Below are 20,700 nucleotides of genomic sequence, written 5' to 3'. Positions count from 1 at the left end.
TTAATCTAGTCAAATACGCGTTACACTTTTGTCTTGTTAAGAACCTTTTCGATAAATATTAGTGTTTCATCGATGATGAGCTGCTGATCGTAATCAAGTGTTGCAACATGATAGCTATTTTTCAATTGTACAATCTGTTTTTCGGAGGATGTAATTTGATCATAAATGACTTGAGAGTTATCACTGGACAACATGATCCTCCGTTGATACCAAAATCAATGCTGGGCATGTGATAAATGAAGATTGTCTTTTACATTTTTCATCAACTTCACAATTTCTTTCACAGATCGGACTGGGGTCTTTTCGTACGCCAGTTCAGTTACTTCCGGATTTATATCAGAGCCGATTGCATCCAAAAATCAGTCGTTGGATAGTTGCATTGCTTCCATGTCGGGAATTTCGATCGCTGTGTTTATCGGAATAATTGCCATGATGTCGGGATAAATATAACGTAAGTGTTCCTCCCATGGAAAGACCGGTGACAAAAATAGTGTCGCAACGCTCTTTCAGCCACTGATAGCCTTCTTCAATGGAAGCGATCCAATCTTCATGTGTTGTCATTTCCATTTCTTCATAGTTCCATGCCCCTTAAGCCTTGGGCCGCAAACGGTGTAGCCTGCTTTTGCATATGCCTCACAAAGCGGTGCTTTGGGTTGAACCAGTAAAACCGTGAGAAACCAATATCCCTACCTTATTTCCTTCTAAGAAAATAGGTTGAGCTTCTTCCATAACTGGATACTTCTCTTTATGCCTATTCCTCCAATCGATTTTCACAACAATGTTATGTACTAATTCGATGAACTGGATGATTCACCTGCTAAGTGAAGATAGAAGAAGTTTTCTGCATTAAATTTGAACTTATTTATCCTAAATTTAAAGGATTGGAGGATTGGAGAATATGAAATATAAAAAGAAATCCCTTCACTTAATACCAATTATTCCAAATTATAAGACCTAACTCAATGATATAATTTCATAGGAAAAGGGCTTACCCTATTTCAGAGAATTTTTTATGCATCTAAAGCCACTTTTAAATAGCACAACACTTCCACTAAAATACTAATAAAAGCCCCAACTGACTGAAATCAATTGAAGCTTGGAAACCTTTTATAATACCACTGCAGCTATTGTTCCAAAAATAAGCAATGGTATATTGGAATGAAGGAATGTTGGTACACAGGTATCCCAAATATGATCATGCTGTCCATCTACGCTAAGACCTGATGTTGGGCCCAGTGTACTATCTGAAGCAGGGGATCCCGCGTCCCCAAGTGCCCCTGCGGTTCCAATCAGAGCAGCAGTTGCTAATGTACCAAATCCCAGAGCAGCACATAACGGTACATACACTGCAGCAATTATTGGTACTGTTCCAAAAGATGGACCAATACCCATAGTGATAAATAGTCCTATTAACAGACAACATGAAAGCTGAAAACAGATGACTACTTCCTTCAAACCAATCACTTGCGCTGGAAACGAATTCATTTATTGAGTCTGTTTCAGTTAATACGTTTGCAAACCCTGAAGCAATCAGCATAATGAATGCAATTGCGCCCATCATCAGCATACCCTCTTGTACAACCTTGTCACCGGCTTTTAAATAAACTACTCTGGACAAAAACATAACCGTTATTCCGCCGATCGCACCAATCACCATTGATCCAAAAGTAAGTTGCAGTACAAAGGCTACAACAATAGCAATCAATGTAAAAAAGTGCAATATTTTATCTGTGGGAGTAACTCCTGTTTTTTCTTCCGTTGAAACTGCAGTTTCTTCCGCAGCTACATCACTATGATCTTTAAGATCAACATTTTGATACTCACGGGATTTTTTAATAAGCCCAACTACCATACCGATAACAGGTATACTCATAGCAATAGGAATTTTAGACATAGCAATCATCATTCCGATTTTCCCATTTCACTAGCTATAATTCCATGGTAGATCAGACCATACCCTATTGGAATTACCATATATGGTGCCTTCAATCCAAATGTTAATGCACTGGCAACAGCACGCCTATCAATCTTTAGCCTATTAAATAAAAGAAGAAGTGGGGGAATTAATATTGGAATAAAGGCAATGTGTACAGGGATCAGTGTCCCTGAGAGACAAGTAAGGGCAGCTATTAACGTATGGGGGATGCGGATACATTAAGGGTAAATAGATATGGTTCCTCCATTGGAGCATTTTTAATTTGCTCTATTGCACCATTTATATATCCCTGTCATAATCTGCAAACCCTGTTAGACCATGACCTTCGTCTATTTTTCCCCATAAAAGAAATAATAGTCCGAGGTTTCTAGTTCACCTCTCCATCTATCATTAAATCCTGGCGTTATTTTCCAGGCCATCGGGTGTGCATTGCAATACTCATCAAAGTTTGCATCATTAGGTATTAAGTTATTTTTCTACCTCACCAGACAAAATAACTATATTCCTTTAAAGTTCGTAACAATACAGGATCCTCTGGCTGCATCATATGAAATATAGTTCTATTTCCTTTAATATGAGGGTACCACCCGCTCATAAATGAACAACGACTTGGGGTACAAACCGGATTTTGACAATACGTTTGCGAAAACGACAGACCTTCTGTTTCAACCAATTTATCAATGTGGACGAAGGATCAGTGATATCAAATCCAACAGATAAAATTAAAACAGGCTTGAAGTAATTATTTAATGAATATGGAGAATAGTTTCAGCAATAGATTATATAATTCCGCCTGTAATAATTGCTTTTGAATTCTGTGACCTTTTATGAACTTCTCAGAAGAACTAAGCTTTTATTATGGTACAAATAAATTTGTTAAAGGATTTGCAACCAGATTCCCTCAAAATGACGACAATAGTAGAACATCCTTTTAGTTTGTTGTATCTGAAGCATTATTTGGACCTCTTAAACTTGTAAACTTCCTAGATAAAACAAACACCTGTTTTCTTAACGTCAGAAAACAGGTATTTGTTTCACTTAATTTACAATGCTGTTCACACCCCTGGAAGAAAAATCAACATTTACGAAAGCTGTATAAAACTTTTTCTACCGTTGTCAGCTAAGGTTTTACTTTTTGTCGATTACTCAAAACTAACTTTATCGAAGACTCTAATAAGCTTCCATGTCTTTTTTTGACTTCCCTCCAACTCCCCAATGTGTGTCAGCAATTTCTGTAATCAATACCCTTACTTGCCCCGGGTTTACATCAAGGCTTTTTACAACAGCGTCCGTAACATTTGAAATTAATGTATTTATTTGCGCCTCTTCTCTACCTTTAAGTACTTGAACTTGAATAATTGGCATTTTAAACTCCTATTTCTGTTATAACTCAAAATTTATTTCAACTACATGAAAAAGATACACTTCCTAGTCCATCAAATTGGGCGACGATAGTATCACCGGATTCAAAAGCAATGGCTTCCGTAATGGCACCACTTAATACAATATCACCTTTTTTTAGACCCTTCCCTTTTTCGGTAAGCTTATTGATAGCCCATGCTACAGCTGAAGCAGGGTGTCCCAATACCGCAGCACCGGCCCCTACTGTCGCAACTTCTCCGTTTTTGGACATCACCATCCCGATATTGGCTAAATCGGTTTGATTAGGGGTCACCCACTTGCTTCCAACAATAAACCGGGCAGAAGAACAATTATCGGCTACCACATCGGTCAAGGTAAACTTGAAATTCTTGTAACGGCTGTCAATAATTTCGATTGCCGGCGCAATGTATTTTGTGGCGTTCAAAACCTCTTCCGTCGTGACATTATCGCCTTTCAGATCTTCTCCCATCAGAAACGCGATTTCCGGTTCGGCTTTTGGATGTATCAATTGATGGAAATCAACCGGTTCCCATTCATAAGCTAACATTTCGTTTAACAGAAAACCGTAAATGGCTTCGTGGACCCCCATCATCTGCTGCTTCACCTTACTTGTTAATCCTAACTTTATACCAACTGTTCTTGCACCTTCCGCTATTTTTCTGTTAATTAACCTTTCTTGTAATTCATACGCCTCTTCTATACTTAACTCTGGATATTGGTCTGTAATTTTGGTGATCTCCCGGACATCCCGTTCTGCGGATAAAAGATAGTCCACGATTTTTGTATCTACTCCCTTGGTTAGTGTCATCTACTACACCCCTACTTTCTCTTTTGACAATTCAGCGGCAACATCAAGAATCATATCTTCCTGACCTCCGACCACTTTTCGTCTTCCTAATTCAATTAAAATATCACGCGGATCAAGACCGAACCGTTTTCCGGCTCTCTCGGCATGAAGTAAAAAGCTCGAATAGACGCCAGCATAACCCATAACAAGACTTCCTTTCCGGATTTCTTGAGGACGCGGCAAAATCGGATCGACAATATCTTCCGCTAAATCGATCATCTTGTAGAGGTCAATTCCTAGATCCACTCCCATCCTATCCAACACAGCAATCAATACTTCTGTCTGCGTATTCCCCGCACCTGCTCCTAAGCAGCGTACGCTTCCGTCAATTCTTGTAGCTCCTTCCTCAATAGCTGTAATCGTATTGGCTACCGCAACCGACAAATTGTTGTGGCTATGGAAACCGACTTCGATATCCAATGACTCGCGAAGGGCTCTGATACGTTCACGAACTTCATGAGGAAGAAGAGCTCCAGCAGAATCCGTCACATATACCGCCTCTGCACCATAACTTTCCATTAGCTTGGCCTGTTCGACAAGTTTTTTTACAGGGGCTGAATGCGCCATCATTAAAAATCCGATCGCTTCCATTCCCAATTCACGAGCCAAATGAATATGTTGGGCCGACACATCCGCTTCTGTGACATGCGTCGCGACCCGTACTAAACCGGCGCCCAATTCCCGAGCCTGCTTCAATTCATATATAGTTCCGATCCCCGGCAACAAAAGAACAGCTAGCGTCGCCTGTTTACATTCGTTAACCGCAGCCTCAATGAGTTTCATTTCATCAACAAGTGATCGGCCATACTGCAGCGTCGATCCGCCTAATCCGTCTCCATGACTCACTTCGACGTAATGCATTCCTGCCTCGTCCAAGGCTTTGGCAACCTTTGTTACTTGCTCTTCTGTAAATTGATGCCCCATGACATGACTTCCATCTCGTAAACAAACTTCGGTCATCTTGATTGGCAGATCACTATTTCGTTTCATGAACCATAAACCTCCTTTTTCCTTCTGCCGCCACGTTAGAATCCATCATATGAAGAGCGTAATCCTCGCCTACCCGGACAGCTGCGGCTGTCATAATATCCAAATTACCGGCATATGGAGGAAAATAATCACCTGCTCCTTCTACTTCCAGGAAAACCGTAACGAAATTGTCGTCAAACAGTGGATCTTGTTTTAAACGGTATCCTGGAACATATTCTTGGACTTTTGCAACCATCTTTTCGATCGACTGTCGTATTGCCTCCTGGTCCATCTTCTTCACTTCACAATACACTGTGTCTCGCATCAGAATTGGCGGATCGGCCGGGTTAAGGATAATGAGTGCTTTTCCATGATCCGCTCCCCCAACTTCTTCAATTCCACGACGGGTCGTAATTGTAAACTCATCAATGTTCGCTCGCGTACCTGGCCCCGCACTCAGACTTGAGATCGTAGCGACAATTTCACCATATGTGACATCGGCGACCTGGTTCACCGCATGGACAATTGGAATCGTTGCTTGACCCCCACACGTGATCATATTGACGTTTTGTGCTTCTAAATTATCACCGAGATTCACTGCCGGACAGACGAAAGGACCTCTTGCTGCTGGCGTTAAATCAATCGCCATCTTCCCTAATTCTTTCAAGATTTTGGCATGTCTGATATGTGCTTTAGCTGAAGTCGCATCAAAAACAATCTCCGCTGAATCGGGGTGGTCGATCAATCCCTGAATACCGTTATCAAAGATCTGATACCCGGCTTTTTTTGCTCTTTTTAACCCTTCTGATTCAGGTTCAATTCCTATCATTGTCGTTAATCCTAGTACTTCACTTCTTTCAAGCTTATACATTAAGTCTGTCCCTATATTTCCAGAACCGATGATAGCGGCTTTTACTTTATTCACGACTATTCTCCCTTCATTTCATTTGATCAACTTGGCGATTACTGAAAGCTTACAGACACCGAACCGAGTGAACCGAACTGTGCCGTAATGGTGTCTCCGCTGGATACCACTAATGCTGCCGACAATGCGCCAGGCAAAATCAATTCGCCTGCCTTCAGCGGAATACCATATTCGTGAAGTTTATTTACAAGCCAAGCAATGGCATGTGCCGGATGTCCGAGAGCAGACGCCCCTGCACCGGTGGCAATGAGGTCATCATTTTTATAAAGCGTCATACTAGTACTGCGTAAATCAACTTGGTCGATTAATGAGAATTGATCCCCTACCACGACTTTTGCAGATGAACCATTGTCCGCGACCGTATCAATCAGCTTAATCTTCCAATCAGCAATCCGGCTGTCAATAATTTCGATCGTCGGAACAACAAATTTAGTTGCCATCATCACATCCAAATAGGTGACATTCGGCCCTTTCAAATCTTCCCCAAGAATAAAACCAATCTCAGCCTCTACTTTAGGCGCAACCATTGTACTGATTTGAACGGTCCCACCATTATCCACTTTCATGTCATCAAGTAGGTGACCATAGTCTGGCTCATTGACACCTAACATGTTCTGCATCGCGGTGCTTGTGAGGCCTACTTTTTTACCGATGACAGTCCGGCCTTCCAGAAGCTTCTTTTTCACCGCTTCCAGCTGAATATGATAAGAATCAACAGTTGATAACTGATCATAACGGTCCGTGAGTGGCGCGATCGGCTGATTCATACGCTCTGCTTCCAACAGTTCTGCCGCAAGTTTTTCTACTAGTTCCTTCATCGATTACTTCACCCTTTCTTTTTAAAAACCACGAATGGTGATGTCAAGTCACCGTTCGTGGTTCATACAGTCTACAGCTTCATTGTCACGGTTTTCGCTTCCGTATAAAATTCGAAACTGTGACGGCCTCCTTCACGACCGATACCGCTTGCTTTGGCTCCGCCAAACGGTGTTCTTAAATCGCGAATATACCAACAGTTGACCCACAACAATCCAGAATTCACACCGGATGTTACTCTTTGGGCTCGTCTTAGATCATTTGTCCAAACCACGCCAGCCAAGCCATAGATGGAATCATTGGCAATCCGTATCGCGTCTTCTTCGGTTTTAAACGGAATAACCGCGAGCACTGGGCCGAAGATCTCCTCCTGGGCAACACGCATCCTGTTATCAACATCGTAGAGAACGGTTGGTTCATAAAAGTTTCCTTTTTCGAGTCCGGCTACTTTCTTTCCTCCATAAGCAAGCTTCGCCCCTTCGGAAAGACCAATATGTACATATTGATCAACGGTATCCAGATGACCCTTTGATACCAGTGCACCCATATCAGTAGTCTCGTTGGTCGGATCGCCAACTTTGATTTTCTTGACCGCTTCGACAAATTTTTCTAAAAATTTATCATATATACTCTCTTGAACAAGCAATCGTGATCCAGCCAAACAAATTTCACCCTGGTTTCGATATATCGCATCAATCGATCCCTCAACCGCTTCATCCAAATCTGCATCTTCAAACACAATATTGGCTGACTTTCCACCTAGTTCCAATGAAACAGGAATCAGGTTATCAGCAGCATTTCTCATCACAGTTTTACCAGTTTTTGATTCCCCAACAAATGAAATGCGACGAACATTTGGATGGGTGGTTATCGCTGTCCCAAGGGTACTGCCCGGACCTGTAAGGATATTTAACACCCCAGGCGGCAGTCCTGCCTCATTCGCAATTTCACCAAGCATCACCGCACTCAACGGAGTATAAGACGCCGGCTTTACGACGACAGTATTCCCAGCAGCTAATGCGGCTGAAGCTTTCCAGGTCAATTGCATAAAAGGAAGGTTCCAGGGGATAATCAGACTTGTCACACCGACAGGCGCATATTGGGCATAAGACATAATATGATGATTCGGATAATGCTCGTGAACTATATACTTAGCCATTTCCGCAAAAAAGCGAAAATTGGAGGCGGCACGTGGAATGTCAAAGCCGCGGCTCTCTTTGATTGGCTTTCCGACATCAACCGTCTCAACATAGGCTAGTTCATCGACACGTTCTAGTATCAAATCAGACATTTTACATAGAATCCGTGACCTTTCCTCAACCGACATTCCACGCCATACACCACTTTCAAACGTACGTTGTGCCACTTCAATCGCACGTTTGGCATCGTTCTCATTTCCGTTGGCAACCGCAGCTAGCTTTCTATTGGTTGCGGGATCAAGGGTATCAAACGTTTCACCTGACATCGCGTCCACATATTCCCCATCAATAAACAGCTTGGCATCTTTTACTGTTACTTTATCGACTAACGCTTCCTTGCTCACAATTTCACCCCCTATTCTGTTAATTCCAGGATCATCTCAATTTCAATTGCCGTATTATTCGGTAGCTGTGCCATACCGACTGCCGATCGGGCGTGTTTCCCTTTTTCGTCAAACAATTGGACAACTAAGTCAGAAGCCCCGTTCATTACCTTCGGCTGATCCGTAAACTCTTCCGTACTATTCACAAAACCAAGTAGTTTGACAACACGTTTCACTCTGCTTAAATCGCCTAACTCCTGCTTAATCACACTTAATAAATTAAGCATCGAGTGCTGGGCCGCCTTATAACCTTCTTCAACTGTTAAGTCTCGTCCTAATTTGCCATGAAATTGATCGACTCCCTGTCCTGAAGTAAACAATAGATTACCCACCCTGACACAGGTTACATAGTTTCCTGCAGCAGGACGAACAGCCGGCAATACCAGGTCAAGCCCTTTTAATTTATTCTCCAGCGTTTGTACTCCCTGCATGGACAATACCTCTTTTCTTCTTTTCAATATTTAAGAATTGAGCAGCATTCCCGCCTAACATTGCTTCTCTTTGTTCTTCTGTTAATTCCAATGATTCATCAAGCACCTTTCCTGGTTGAATTTCTCGAAGCAAGAAAGGATAATCTGAACCCATAAAAATTTTCTCGTGTCCAAAACGTTCGATCATATATTTGATATTTAAAGGATCATAATTTAAGGAATCGAAATAAAACTTTTTAGCATAATAGCTTGGCGGATGCGTTGTAAGACGAAGATGAGGCCATACTTTCCATCCCTGGTCTAAACGCGGAATGATGTATGGGAAGGATCCACCTCCATGCGCAAAACAAATTTTCAAACCGGGAAACTTCTCCATAATGCCGCTCCATGCTAAAGTCGCGGCTGCGAGTGCAGTTTCGCTTGGCATCCCAACCGTATACATAAAATTATGGTGCGGCATTCTTTCACGTCCAAGCGTTTCCCAAGGATGGACAAAAATCGGAACTTCCCACTTTTCAGCCATCTCGAAAAATTCTATAAATGATGGATCATCTAAATTTTTACCGTTGACATTTGTTCCAATTTCAATCCCATGAAGGTGTAAGTCCTTCATACAACGATCCATTTCCTGAACCGCTGTCGGCCCGTCTTGCATTGGTACAGTTCCGAGTCCAACAAACCGATCCGGATAGTGGGCAACGGTTTCCACAATAAAATCATTTTGGATACGGGCCATTTCCGCTGCTTGAGGAGCAGATGCCCAATATGAAAATGTCACAGGAATCGGGGATAACACTTGAATGTCAACCCCTTCTCGGTCCATGTCTTCGATCCGTTTTTCCGGATCCCACACCTGGTCGGTTACCTCACGAAAGTTTTTTCCCCCTACCATGATAGACGCACCGCACGTGCAAGTACGTTTCAATACCGGCCAGCGTCCTCCGCCAAATTTCTCTTCAAAATCAGGAAAGTTCTCCGGGATGATGTGAGTATGGAAATCTATTCGCATTTCCACTCCTCCACTTCTTCTGGCATAACATGACCACAATTTACACATGCCCGAAGTTGTTTATTGGAGTTAAAGCTATGAATGGCCTCCTTCACCTGTGTCTCAATGTCATTCAATTGAACCGTTACACGATGCATCTCGTGATTGCATTTGTCACAGAACCAAACGAAATCTTCCAGTTCACCCTGTTTTCGCTTTCGTTCAATCACAAGGCCGTAAGTATTTGCTACCCGATGTGGAGAATGCGGCACCATTGCCGGGAGCATAAATACATCGCCTTCTCTAACCGTTACCACTTCTCGTTCTCCCTCTTTGTTTATACATTCAACATAGCAATCGCCTTTAATTTGATAAAAGAACTCGTCAGACGGATCGACGTGGAAATCACGGCGCCGATTTGGCCCCCCGAGAATCATGGCAATAAATTCCGAGTCTTCCCAGATCACTTTGTTGTTGACTGGCGGTTTCAATAATTCCTTATTTTCGTCAATAAATTTCTTCAAATTAAATGATTGTAAAGTTGCTGTCATTTTAAATCCCTCCAAGTAATCAAAATTTTTAATAGAGGCTAAGCCTGAGTCTCGCAAAATAGCAAAAATTGGTAGAACTTCCGAAACTACGAATTGACATGCGACCATCCCAAAAGAGAAATAGATTCTTTAATTTCTCCTTGTGACACCAGTTTCCGTATTCTAGTCGATGAAATAACTGTTCCACCTGAGCAGCAAACGGGTTCTATAACTCGAACCTGAAAATATTTTGAAAGAAGTCTAGTATCGCCTTCTCGATTTCGTCCAAAACGAAAATCCTTTCCGACGATAATTTCCACGGGATTCAGTCTCGCTAACTCTTTTATAAAACTGGCAGAAGAACGTGTGATATATGATTCATCAAAACGAGCAACAACAATGTGGTCGATTTCTAACTCGGCTATTCGATGTAGCTTTTCGTCTATCGGTGTTAACATATGTGCTCCCTGAAAGTAACAACGCGGTGGAGGATCAAAGGTATACACGACACTCGGAAATTTGTATATCCTCCCTTGTTTCACCGTTTCACGAATCACAGCTTGATGCCCTCGATGAACACCGTCAAAAGCACCGATTGCGATGACGGACCCTTGTAATGTTGGTGTTTTTGCTAGATGTACTTTCATACTTACCACCTGCTTCGAGACACTAATAACATCTCCACTTTTTTAATAAGTTAATAGTCAACGCCACTTTTTCCACTGGATACAGTCCCGACTACGATGCAAAAGAAAACGTCTCATAAACTAGTAAAAACATGCTTTTGCGTAAATCTCGTAGCTTCCTCTGCTTTACAGAAAGGTAATCGACTACAAACAGCACTAACGACGACTTTTCCTGTATCGTAATCGAATTTATCGGCTAAGTTCGACTTTCGATTCAATCGCCCCATTCAATGCATCATCAACCATCGTGAACGAGTTATGGCGTTTATAATTATTGTAAAACATGCCCAGCTTACGTACTGGATCTCCCGAATAATAGCGTTCATACTGCACTAATCTTTGACCAAAAGCCTCACCGCATAAATCCCAGGCGAGCTTAAACAAACGAACACGCTCGAACGCCGATACTCCAGAACGTCCACCATAGTACTTATCTATATCCTCCCTTAAATCCGGATGATCGAAATCACCTTCAGTTGGAGACATAAGTAGTCCGCCTGCTCCAATCGTTTGAATGACCTCAATCGTACGTGGGTATGCCTTCGGTAAAATTCCGCGAATCGTTTCTAGTGGTATAGGTGCCGGAATTGCCTCACCTCTGGAGTTTATCTCATATTCGTTTTCTGCAGTTCGCAACAACGCTCTTATGGTCTCCACAGATTGCATCAATTCACCGAGCTGTGTTTGTACATTTAGATAACCATCTACACCGATTGCATCGGCCACCCTTGCTGCCACCTGAGCAGCAAATTTAAGTTTCACGAGCCCTCTGACACCGTTTTGATGAGTGTTTTGAGCTAAACCTGTTTTTGAATAGAGTTGGTTTGCAGCATCGATATTGTTGTACATAAACACTCGATCCCAAGGAACAAGAACGTTATTAAATACCAAAACGGCATCCATTTCCTCAAATCTTGACGCGAGAGGATGATCAAACAACGGCCTCGTACCGCTTTGCATAGGTTCTCTGCATAAAATCCTAAGACCTGGTGTATCAATCGGAATAGCGAAAGACAATGCATAACGCTCATCTCCCGGCTTAAAACCAGGAAAAGAGTAGATAATAACCTCATCCGTTATTGGTGCAAGTGTCGCAAGCATTTTTGTTCCTCGCACAATAAGTCCCTCAGATGTTTCTTCAACTACTCCTAAGTGCGTATACATGTCTTTTTGTTGATGAGATGGTTTCCCCCTGTCATTTTGAGGATTGATAAGAGCATGTGTTAAAAACAGGTCTTGATCTCGAATGTATTTATGATAGTTTTGAATATTTTCTGCCCACTTAGGGTTATATTGTTCAAAGAAATCTGGACTACTGGCCATCGAAGTGACGGTAACATTTAGAAAATCTGGGGTTCTCCCCATCAAACCAAACGTAGACTCTGCCCAGGTTTCAAATAATGCTCTTCGTGCCATTAAGTCATCATAATTTTTTGGAACGATAAACGCGTTCGAAATCCTTTCGCCTGTTTCTTCACAAACACTCGTGATTTTCTCGCGATATTTAGAGTCATGTTGCATATCATACAACTTTGCAATTTCACGAATCGGTTGCTTAAAATTATCTTCATTAACTATATCGGTAACCTTTCTTCCTCCCAGCCAGATTTCTGGCTGCCGGGACTTTAAAGCATTGATATACTGTTCACCTGTTCGAATACCCATAACTGTTCCCCCTCTAATTTTGGTTTTTTACAAGATTTCTGGTTTGAAGATGGCCCTGGAAAATTACTACCCCTTCTACCTGTTTAAAATCGCCCAAAACAATTTCGCAGTTTTTGTCGTTCATTTTCTGTTTCGTTACCTCCTTTTTTGATTAATGAAAAAGGTTATTTATTTCTTATTTATTATTTTAAGGAGTATCATTTTTTGAGGAGCAGAATTATTTCATAATATGAAACTTTGGGAATTTTTTTATTATGGATGTGTTTTAACGCTTTTGTATTCCTTCTTTTTTAAAAGAAAAATGGGGAATATACAGTACAAAATCACTGATGCGAATTTGTTCAGAAGCTAAAGTGAGAAGTTAGACTAGTATGAATCAGTGGGTAACCGATGGCATCTATCCGGAGGCTTAACAAAATTATTATTTCCTGCAACCAAAAAAGCGAGAAAATCCTGCAGCAGCTTCGCATGATTTTTCCGCTTAAGTTTAATTTATTTCCAAGCTCTTTCGGTACTAAAGTTTTTCTTATTTTGATAACGCTTTCATCAAATAGCAATATAACCCAATTCCTTCGAAATTTCGTCTGCGGTATTAATAACGCTTTGAATCATTACACGACGATTTCTACCCTGCATGTAGGAAATCGGGCCGACCATATTAAGGGCTGCAACGGTTTGTCCTGTATATGATCGAATAGGGGCAGCAATCCCATATACCCCGAATTCATTCTCATTATTACTTATCGCATAGCCATTTTCACGTACTTCATAGAGCTCTGCCTTAAGTCTATCAATAGTCGTAATTGTATTCGGACCCCGCTGCAATAATCCCCTTGCAATGGTTGTTTGAACTAACGAAGGATTAAAGGATAACAGGGTTTTACCGGTACTAAAACAGTAGGTTGGTTTTCTAGCACCGATGTAAGTTGGAATTTGAATCGCATGCCGTGATCCAACTTTCAAAACAAAAATAAAATCCCCTTTTTCATCCAACATCCCAATATGAACAACTCCGTTAAAACTTTTCACTAATTCCCCAACCAAAGGAATTGCTTCATTATAAATGTCTTGCTGATACATTACGCTGTTACTCCACTCAAGTAATTTCCAGCCAAGCCGATATTTGTTTTCGTTGTCCTTAATGAGTATACCTTCTTTATACAATGTACTAACCAAATGGTGAACAGTACTCGTGTTCATGTTCAGTTTTGCGGCAATTTCCGAATTACCTAACGCTGGTTCGTCATTGGTAAAACAATCTAGAATATCACAAATTTTATGAACAGATCTAATCATGTCTTCTCTCTCCCAATTTTACTTTCTTGTTTGAGGTAAAGAAAAAAATGTATTGATATAGTTAAGAAATAATCCCATTTTTAGTTCTATGTTTACACGTATCTTGGAATGACCCTTAAGTTAGTTAGCCAAATCTATCGATTTTTCTAAAGAGGATTCAACAACCTTGGATTCCGAAGTGCGTTGTAAAATATAAGCAGCACTGAGAATAAGAATTCCACCGATTATTTGTATGAAATAAAGATTCTGACCCAAGAAAATAGCTGCTAGTATGGAACCCATAACTGGTTCGAATATTGCCAATATGGAAGCTTTAGATGCACCGATCATTCTAATACCTGTTAATAACAACATGGTAGGAAGTGCTGCTGCAACAACACCTGCGAATAACAATATGGGCCAGAGTGAAGCATTATGAAATGGTTGTAACAAAGACTCCTTTTCACCAAAAGCAAAGCCTACCGTAGCAAATACTGTCCCTGCAGCTAACAGGAAGATGGTAGTTGCATAAGATGCAGGTATACTAGGATAACCCTTACGACCAACAAGAAAGTAAACAGAAATACCTAATGCGGCAAGAAGTGCTAATCCTATACCAATCCAATTAACTCGTATTTCTTCCCCAAACATTTGTCCAACAACAGCCAGGCTACTTCCAACTAGAGCAAACAACAGCGCAACAATCTTTTGTCTGTTTAATAGTTCACGTCCTGTAAAAGCACTAATCAATGTTACTATTGCTGGATAGATGTAAAATAAGAGTAAAGCTAATGCAACCGTTAAGTGAACGAATGCATAAAATATTGCGAGACTATAAGACATAAATGCAACAGCAGCAATAGATAAGTTACGCCATTGCCATCCTGGAATCTTTGACAAAGATTTCTGTTGAGTATGTGAGTGTCGTCCAACTCCAATTATAAGAAGAACAATCATGGTAAGTGCCCCAAATACTTCTCTCCAAGCTCCAAAAGCAATTGGACTTACACCGGCTTCATATGCAATGTTAGTCAAGGTTCCAAGACTTGAGAAGAGTGCTGATGCAAATAGAACAATTAATATACCAGTGAATTGACGTCTTTTGGAGTTTAAATTGGGAATCGTAATTTTCTTTACTCCGTTATTATCCATTACATTGCCCACCTTTGTTTAGGTTTTATAAGGTTTGAATCAATTCACTCGACATCACACAACCACAATATAAATATACGTTTATTTGCACTAAAAAAAGAGAATGTAACGTTACAAATCGCAGTAACACTCCATTTATACCGTGATTTGAATTAGTTTCTGTTTTTTCTAACTATAGATTAATAGTTTATAGCTTTTGAAACTGATTCAACTTTATGTTTGCTCTTATTTCGGTACTAAATGAAGGTGTTTGATTCCTTCCTATTTTTAAAGGAAAAATCATATTACTCTTATAAAGAATAAATAAATGGATTATGAAGTTCCAACAGGTACTTCATTTGATCCTGCCACATGTCTTGCAGCTATACTCATCATATATTCAATATTTTCAGATTCTATCGCCTTTTTAATAACTTCGGATCGAATATTATATAATTCTTTTGGCCAATTTGAAGCAGAAGCTCCATATATCCTTGACCAAATTTGCGTTTTTTCTGCAACGGGCCTCATAATAGCTTCCCAGTTTTGAAGTGCCGTATCGATATCGAAATTCGACAATTGGTTAGCTAATTCTAATGCACTTGAAATACTTACTCCTGCCCCTTGTCCTAAGTTTGGCTCCATGCCATGAGCTGCATCGCCGATTAATGCAGTTCTTCCGGCTGACCAGGATTTTAAATAAATATAATGAAAGTGTTGGTCTGCCCTTGAAAAATTAATCCGTTTTATGACGGACTCTAAATGAGGAAATGAGGATAGCCATGCCTCTTTATTGATTGGGTCAGAAAGTCCTTCTTTATCTTCAGATCGTGTAGTTAAATAGATATAACGGAATTGATCTGTAGATGGCGCAATGCCAATCCGCCGATAGCCACTCCAATATTCCATCGCAATTCCTACCTCATCCGCGTCTATTCTAGGTATCAAAGCTCTTAAAGCCCCATTGTTTACTTTTTCAATAGTGCTTTTAATATTGAGTGAATCACGAATTTTTGAATAGATGCCATCGGCTCCTACAATTAGATCAGCCTTGAATGTTTTTCCATTATCAATTGTTATAGTTCCGGATGAGTCAGCGGATACAGCTCGAATATTTGTTTCTATTCGAGCTCCTGCTTCCTCAGCTGCTCTCGCCAGAGCACTGTGGATATCTTTACGGGGTATTACACAAAATCGATTCTCAGCAGTAAATTTTGTGGAATGTACCATTTCCCGCTTTTCGTCGATCATGTCTAAGCTATTGATAAACTCTACATCTTTGCATGCTTCATCAAAAACATCAATTGATTCTAATACTTTCAATCCGTTTTCCCACAAATAAAGGCCTGCACCAATTTCTCTAAGTTCTGAGGATCTTTCTAATATTTGAACATCCCACTCGCGTTGAGCAAGTGCTGTTCCTAAGGTTAAACCTGATAGCCCAGCGCCAGCAATAATCGCTTTCTTTTTAGCCAATACTAAACCCTCCTAATATTTCAAAAGTTCATTCAGGGGTGTTACTTCCATAGAATAAAATGATCCCTGTTTTTAATGTTTGGATGTTAGTTAGCTATTTAAGATAGGTGCAGACACAAAATCCCTAATATGTTTAACCACTACTTCTGGTGATTCTAGAGTAGGAAAGTGCGTCTCTCCAGGGATTCGTTTAAAGTCAAACCACGGGTGCTGCGCTATAAATCTACTTTGTACCTCTTCATAATCGTCTGTCGCTGCCTGTGAATAGATGTGCACGATCGGTCGTTTCTGTTCAAGTGCAGCCATTCGTTTAAGCGGTGACCCCCAGGTTCGGTATGCATTCTCGATTACCCGGCACGACCGTTCCCACATGTCATAGCCAAAACTGGCCATTTCTATGTTAAGGTGATCTATTACAGTTCGATTATTACTAACGCCTAGCCAATGATTAAATATGCTTTGTCGACCAAAAAACCAGCGTTCAGGATCCTGCATATCCTGCAAGTCTTTGATGAACCCTTCTCCAGCCTCTACCATGATCCAATCGATAACCACAGATTGAGGTACTCTCTTAGTTCCTAGTCGTTCACAGATCTCAATATTAGCCCATCCCCCATGTGATGTAGATACAGGGATAACTTGTTTGATGTCTAGCGCATTTAAAACTCCGATTACATCATCGGCCTGATCTTTAGCACTAAAATCTTCCGGTTTACTTAAAGGATCAGTATGCCCTCGCCAATTCATTCGCATTACTTTATGGTGTTTGGCCAACGGATAAACTATTTGGTCAAAAAGCCTGTGATCCTGACACCAACCAGATAATAATAGTAATACTGGTCCCTCTGCATTACCATGTATATCATAAGTTATCTCTTGGCCATTAATTGCGACAGATTCAAGTTTACTTTTTTTTCCTGAATTGAACATTAAATCATCTCCATTCTTGTTAATTGAGTGTCGTAAGATAAAGAAAGCGATTTCAATTTCTTTTTCGAAAAAACTATCCAATGTTTTTTCAGGCCAGCCCTCCTTTAGTTATCGAGGTGAAATTGACTTTATTTATTTCATGTTTTAATCTTAATGTGTAATTATTCTGAATGTTGTAAATGATTTAACATTTTCAATAAAAAGTTTCTTTCATAAAAAAATAATCAACTAGATTAAATTATTATTTTTTGTAAGTATAAAGAAGTCTATTACCTTATTTATTAGCATGTCCGAGATACCTTTAGCATCTACATTCAGCGTACCAAATAGTGATATTTTAGTGATAAAACCTTAGTGGACATGCATTTTACCTCAACACCTTATCAGACTAATAAGCAGAGGGTACCTCCTCTAGTTATAGGACATTCCAAATCACTGATGTTACAGCTGTTTACTTACAATTCCAAATCTAATATTGATTTTTACACTATCTCGGAGTACCACTTTTATAAACTAAGGAAGGAGGTAATACATTGCCAGTTCTTTTTGACGATATTAGTAATTGGGGGGATTTTGTTTCGTATGGAGAAAGACTATTTTTTAAGGAAAAATCAACTGTTTATAAACAGGGAGAGATGGGAGATGGGGTATATTATATTGAGAAAGGATTAATAAAAGCAACTACAGTTAATACCAGAGGAGAGGAACTACTTGTAAATATCTCTTTACCACAACAGTTGATAGGTGTTCAAGCAATGGATAATGTTGTGCATTTTTCGACAACTGAAGCAATTAAAGATTCCGTACTTTACTTTTTTCCTTGTGCCACAGTAAAAGAAATTATACACACCCAACCGATTGCCCACCGTTTATTTTTGAAAACAGTTACCAGACAAATGGGATGCCTTATAGATACAATTCACTTAAATAAACTTCCATCTGAGAACCAATTGGCAAAATTGCTATTAAATATTTATGATGAATTTAGACAATACGAAATCCATTTATCACAAAAAGATCTTACAAAGTGTACTGGCCTTACTCGGGTTACAGTTTATAAAGTTATTAAAAAGTGGAAAGAAAAAGGTTATATTGAAACGTCAAGTAAATCTATATTCATAAAAAACCACAAAGCACTAAAAAAATATACGGAACACCATATTTAAAAAGGAGAAATAATAATGGAATTACGGTACTCCTGGAAGCCATATCTAGACTTTGGACAAAAGTTAGAAATAGAAAAAGATACTTATATATATCACCAACAAGATGAAGGGAAAGGCTTTTATTATCTAAGCGAGGGAAAAATTAGAATATCAATCTCTTTTCCTGAGGGAATCGAAAGAACCATCAATTATGTTCCAACCGGCATGCTTTTTGGTGAACACGGCTTATATAATGAACCTTATCTAACCACGGCGTGCACCGTTAGTTCTTGTAATATTTACTTTTTTTCTAATAGTGTCTTCAAGCAAATATGTAATGCTTTTCCTGATGCAACACTCCTATTTACTAAGTCACTCCTATTTAAATTCCGAACACTTGCTGAAGTCGTTTCGTTTACAGGTAGTCCAGTGGAACAGCAAATTGCTCATTTCCTAATAAAATTAGTGAGCGAAAATGGAGGAAATATCTCTTTGAATCAGAGTGCTTTAGCGACATATATAGGTGTTTCTCGTATCAGTGTAAACAAGATATTAAACAGGTGGAAAACAAACGGAATTGTAAACATAGTAGATAATAATTTACAAATCAAAGATTTGCAACGATTAAAGGAAATACAATCATTGAATACTGCTCTACCTTATAATTTAGATTATCTTCTACTAAGTGAGGATTTAAATGAAAAAGGGTTGTAGAATGTCCACACCCTCTTTTGCTTTTAATTATTTAATAGATTTCTAGATGATTCCAAGATAACTGGCCATACCTCTGAATCAGGCACAATAAGTTTAAAGTGTTCGGCAGCAGGTATAGGTATAAAGCTAACTGTATCTCCTGCTGATTTAGCTACCTTTTCAAAGTGCTCACTTATCCCGATAGGCACATTGACATCCAGACTACCATGAATAAGAACAAGTGGAACACCGATCGGTAAAAGGGCCATTGGCGACCCTTCTTCATAACGACTTTGAAGGTCTTTTGGTAGTCCACCCATTAAGTCCCTTGTTGGATTATCAATGATTCCAAATATTGTTTCTTTCCATTGATGGATGTCATGCATAAGTGCTAGATCACTAACACCTGCAAGACTAATGACCCCTTTCAAATGCAAAGGATGTTTAGAAGTCTGTAATGTACTATTTGGAGGAAGTTTGTGTCTTGCAGCAAGCCATAATGCTAGATGTCCTCCAGCCGAATGTCCGATGGTAACCACTCGATTTACATCAAGTGGATAAGATTTAGCGAGGGTTCGAACAAAATCCGTCGCTTTTGCACTATCTAGAAACGTACCTGGCCAGCCCCCTCCTTCTTGACCAACCCGGCAGTATTCTATGTTCCATGTTGCAATGCCTTTGGCAGTTAAGGCTTCTACAAACTTATTCATATGCTCTAACTCAAATTTTTCTCTCCAAAAACCTCCGTGAATAACAATCGCAACAGGAAAAGGGCCATCACCTTTCGGCAACCTTAAGTCCCCAAATTGGTTTTCATTTTCCCCATAGGGAATTCTCTTAAAATTTCTTTCTATTGAAGAATTCATAGCTATCATCCTCTTTACATAAATAACTTTTCTTTATATTGATTAGACTTTATTTAAGCTACTCGGGTAAAAATATGACAAAAAGTGTACAAAGACCGACGTTACTGGTATCAACGATCGGTCTTGAGACTCTCCTTAATCCGTTGAATTATTCACATATAACAATTTCCTTTTACCTGATTGAAGGATCTATTTGAAGGATTGACATGGAAATCCCTCTGCTTATTCGGACCACAATGAACATTGCGATGAACTCGGTATCTTCCCATAATACCTTATTGTTTACCGGTGGATTCAGCAGATCCTCATTTTACCCAATCACTTTCATCAAGTTCAAAGCTCGTTCTTACAAATTGGATGTATCAGACTTTACCGCTATTCATATTACTCCAAATTTTCACTTATGATTTTCTGATGTAAGTGCCG

At 39.9% G+C, this 20,700-nt stretch carries 21 protein-coding genes and 2 pseudogenes; 2 read left to right on the top strand and 21 right to left on the bottom strand.

Annotated elements, in window-relative coordinates:
* Positions 1 to 20: 20 nt before the first annotated feature.
* The 19 genes and pseudogenes from ACJROX_RS12785 to ACJROX_RS12695 form a co-directional block, all read right to left on the bottom strand.
* Positions 21 to 729, bottom strand: a pseudogene (locus ACJROX_RS12785) (alpha/beta hydrolase).
* Positions 730 to 1,107: 378 nt separating this feature from the next.
* Complete coding sequence (locus tag ACJROX_RS12780; RefSeq protein ID WP_408011645.1) at positions 1,108 to 1,359, bottom strand: Na+/H+ antiporter NhaC family protein; 252 nt, start codon at positions 1,357 to 1,359, stop codon at positions 1,108 to 1,110.
* Positions 1,241 to 1,906 carry a Na+/H+ antiporter NhaC family protein gene (locus tag ACJROX_RS12775; protein ID WP_408011125.1) on the bottom strand — a complete coding sequence of 222 codons (666 nt, stop codon included), beginning with the start codon at positions 1,904 to 1,906 and terminating at the stop codon, positions 1,241 to 1,243. The genes ACJROX_RS12780 and ACJROX_RS12775 overlap by 119 nt, the downstream gene beginning before the upstream one ends.
* A gap of 511 nt (positions 1,907 to 2,417) precedes the next feature.
* On the bottom strand, positions 2,418 to 2,609 hold the full coding sequence (locus ACJROX_RS12770) for a hypothetical protein (RefSeq protein WP_408011124.1): 192 nt from the start codon (positions 2,607 to 2,609) through the stop codon (positions 2,418 to 2,420).
* 497 nt (positions 2,610 to 3,106) lie between these two features.
* A complete protein-coding gene (locus ACJROX_RS12765) occupies positions 3,107 to 3,301 on the bottom strand; it encodes a 4-oxalocrotonate tautomerase (RefSeq protein ID WP_408011123.1) in 195 nt (64 codons plus the stop codon).
* 37 nt (positions 3,302 to 3,338) lie between these two features.
* Positions 3,339 to 4,127, bottom strand: coding sequence for a 2-keto-4-pentenoate hydratase (locus tag ACJROX_RS12760; protein ID WP_408011122.1), 789 nt, complete (start codon positions 4,125 to 4,127; stop codon positions 3,339 to 3,341).
* Between the two features lie 3 nt (positions 4,128 to 4,130).
* On the bottom strand, positions 4,131 to 5,156 hold the full coding sequence (gene dmpG, locus ACJROX_RS12755; protein ID WP_408011121.1) for a 4-hydroxy-2-oxovalerate aldolase: 1,026 nt from the start codon (positions 5,154 to 5,156) through the stop codon (positions 4,131 to 4,133).
* Positions 5,143 to 6,060 (bottom strand): acetaldehyde dehydrogenase (acetylating), encoded by a 918-nt coding sequence (locus ACJROX_RS12750; protein WP_408011120.1) that lies wholly within the window; start codon positions 6,058 to 6,060, stop codon positions 5,143 to 5,145. Before ACJROX_RS12750 ends, dmpG begins: the two co-directional genes overlap by 14 nt.
* 38 nt (positions 6,061 to 6,098) lie before the next feature.
* Positions 6,099 to 6,878 (bottom strand): 2-keto-4-pentenoate hydratase, encoded by a 780-nt coding sequence (locus tag ACJROX_RS12745; RefSeq protein WP_408011119.1) that lies wholly within the window; start codon positions 6,876 to 6,878, stop codon positions 6,099 to 6,101.
* A 71-nt stretch (positions 6,879 to 6,949) separates the two neighbouring features.
* Positions 6,950 to 8,419, bottom strand: coding sequence for an aldehyde dehydrogenase (locus tag ACJROX_RS12740; RefSeq protein WP_408011118.1), 1,470 nt, complete (start codon positions 8,417 to 8,419; stop codon positions 6,950 to 6,952).
* An 11-nt stretch (positions 8,420 to 8,430) separates the two neighbouring features.
* On the bottom strand, positions 8,431 to 8,889 hold the full coding sequence (locus tag ACJROX_RS12735) for a RidA family protein (protein ID WP_408011117.1): 459 nt from the start codon (positions 8,887 to 8,889) through the stop codon (positions 8,431 to 8,433).
* A complete protein-coding gene (locus ACJROX_RS12730; RefSeq protein ID WP_408011116.1) occupies positions 8,861 to 9,898 on the bottom strand; it encodes an amidohydrolase family protein in 1,038 nt (345 codons plus the stop codon). Before ACJROX_RS12730 ends, ACJROX_RS12735 begins: the two co-directional genes overlap by 29 nt.
* Positions 9,889 to 10,428 carry a 3-hydroxyanthranilate 3,4-dioxygenase gene (gene nbaC / locus ACJROX_RS12725; protein ID WP_408011115.1) on the bottom strand — a complete coding sequence of 180 codons (540 nt, stop codon included), beginning with the start codon at positions 10,426 to 10,428 and terminating at the stop codon, positions 9,889 to 9,891. The genes ACJROX_RS12730 and nbaC overlap by 10 nt, the downstream gene beginning before the upstream one ends.
* A gap of 86 nt (positions 10,429 to 10,514) precedes the next feature.
* A complete protein-coding gene (locus ACJROX_RS12720) occupies positions 10,515 to 11,054 on the bottom strand; it encodes an FAD synthetase (RefSeq protein ID WP_408011114.1) in 540 nt (179 codons plus the stop codon).
* A gap of 228 nt (positions 11,055 to 11,282) precedes the next feature.
* On the bottom strand, positions 11,283 to 12,758 hold the full coding sequence (locus ACJROX_RS12715; protein ID WP_408011113.1) for a 4-hydroxyphenylacetate 3-hydroxylase family protein: 1,476 nt from the start codon (positions 12,756 to 12,758) through the stop codon (positions 11,283 to 11,285).
* A gap of 546 nt (positions 12,759 to 13,304) precedes the next feature.
* Complete coding sequence (locus ACJROX_RS12710; RefSeq protein WP_408011112.1) at positions 13,305 to 14,054, bottom strand: IclR family transcriptional regulator; 750 nt, start codon at positions 14,052 to 14,054, stop codon at positions 13,305 to 13,307.
* Between the two features lie 120 nt (positions 14,055 to 14,174).
* A complete protein-coding gene (locus ACJROX_RS12705) occupies positions 14,175 to 15,185 on the bottom strand; it encodes a DMT family transporter (RefSeq protein ID WP_408011111.1) in 1,011 nt (336 codons plus the stop codon).
* Between the two features lie 312 nt (positions 15,186 to 15,497).
* A complete protein-coding gene (locus tag ACJROX_RS12700) occupies positions 15,498 to 16,640 on the bottom strand; it encodes an FAD-dependent monooxygenase (protein WP_408011110.1) in 1,143 nt (380 codons plus the stop codon).
* A gap of 90 nt (positions 16,641 to 16,730) precedes the next feature.
* Positions 16,731 to 17,570, bottom strand: a complete 840-nt coding sequence (locus ACJROX_RS12695) for an alpha/beta fold hydrolase (protein ID WP_408011644.1) — start codon at positions 17,568 to 17,570, stop codon at positions 16,731 to 16,733.
* A gap of 533 nt (positions 17,571 to 18,103) precedes the next feature.
* Between ACJROX_RS12695 and ACJROX_RS12690 the strand changes: the two genes are divergently transcribed.
* Both ACJROX_RS12690 and ACJROX_RS12685 read left to right on the top strand, forming a co-directional pair.
* Positions 18,104 to 18,736 carry a Crp/Fnr family transcriptional regulator gene (locus ACJROX_RS12690; RefSeq protein ID WP_408011109.1) on the top strand — a complete coding sequence of 211 codons (633 nt, stop codon included), beginning with the start codon at positions 18,104 to 18,106 and terminating at the stop codon, positions 18,734 to 18,736.
* A gap of 15 nt (positions 18,737 to 18,751) precedes the next feature.
* Complete coding sequence (locus ACJROX_RS12685) at positions 18,752 to 19,429, top strand: Crp/Fnr family transcriptional regulator (protein WP_408011108.1); 678 nt, start codon at positions 18,752 to 18,754, stop codon at positions 19,427 to 19,429.
* A gap of 23 nt (positions 19,430 to 19,452) precedes the next feature.
* Here ACJROX_RS12685 and ACJROX_RS12680 read toward each other — a convergent pair whose 3' ends face one another.
* Both ACJROX_RS12680 and ACJROX_RS12675 read right to left on the bottom strand, forming a co-directional pair.
* Complete coding sequence (locus ACJROX_RS12680; RefSeq protein ID WP_408011107.1) at positions 19,453 to 20,274, bottom strand: alpha/beta hydrolase family protein; 822 nt, start codon at positions 20,272 to 20,274, stop codon at positions 19,453 to 19,455.
* 155 nt (positions 20,275 to 20,429) lie between these two features.
* Positions 20,430 to 20,575: pseudogene (locus tag ACJROX_RS12675) on the bottom strand (3-hydroxyanthranilate 3,4-dioxygenase); the annotation flags it as partial.
* Positions 20,576 to 20,700 lie beyond the last annotated feature (125 nt).

Origin of the sequence: Pseudalkalibacillus sp. A8 (assembly GCF_045920555.1) — a bacterium.
Taxonomy (GTDB): domain Bacteria; phylum Bacillota; class Bacilli; order Bacillales; family Fictibacillaceae; genus Pseudalkalibacillus.
This window is presented reverse-complemented; position numbering and strand designations above follow the sequence as displayed.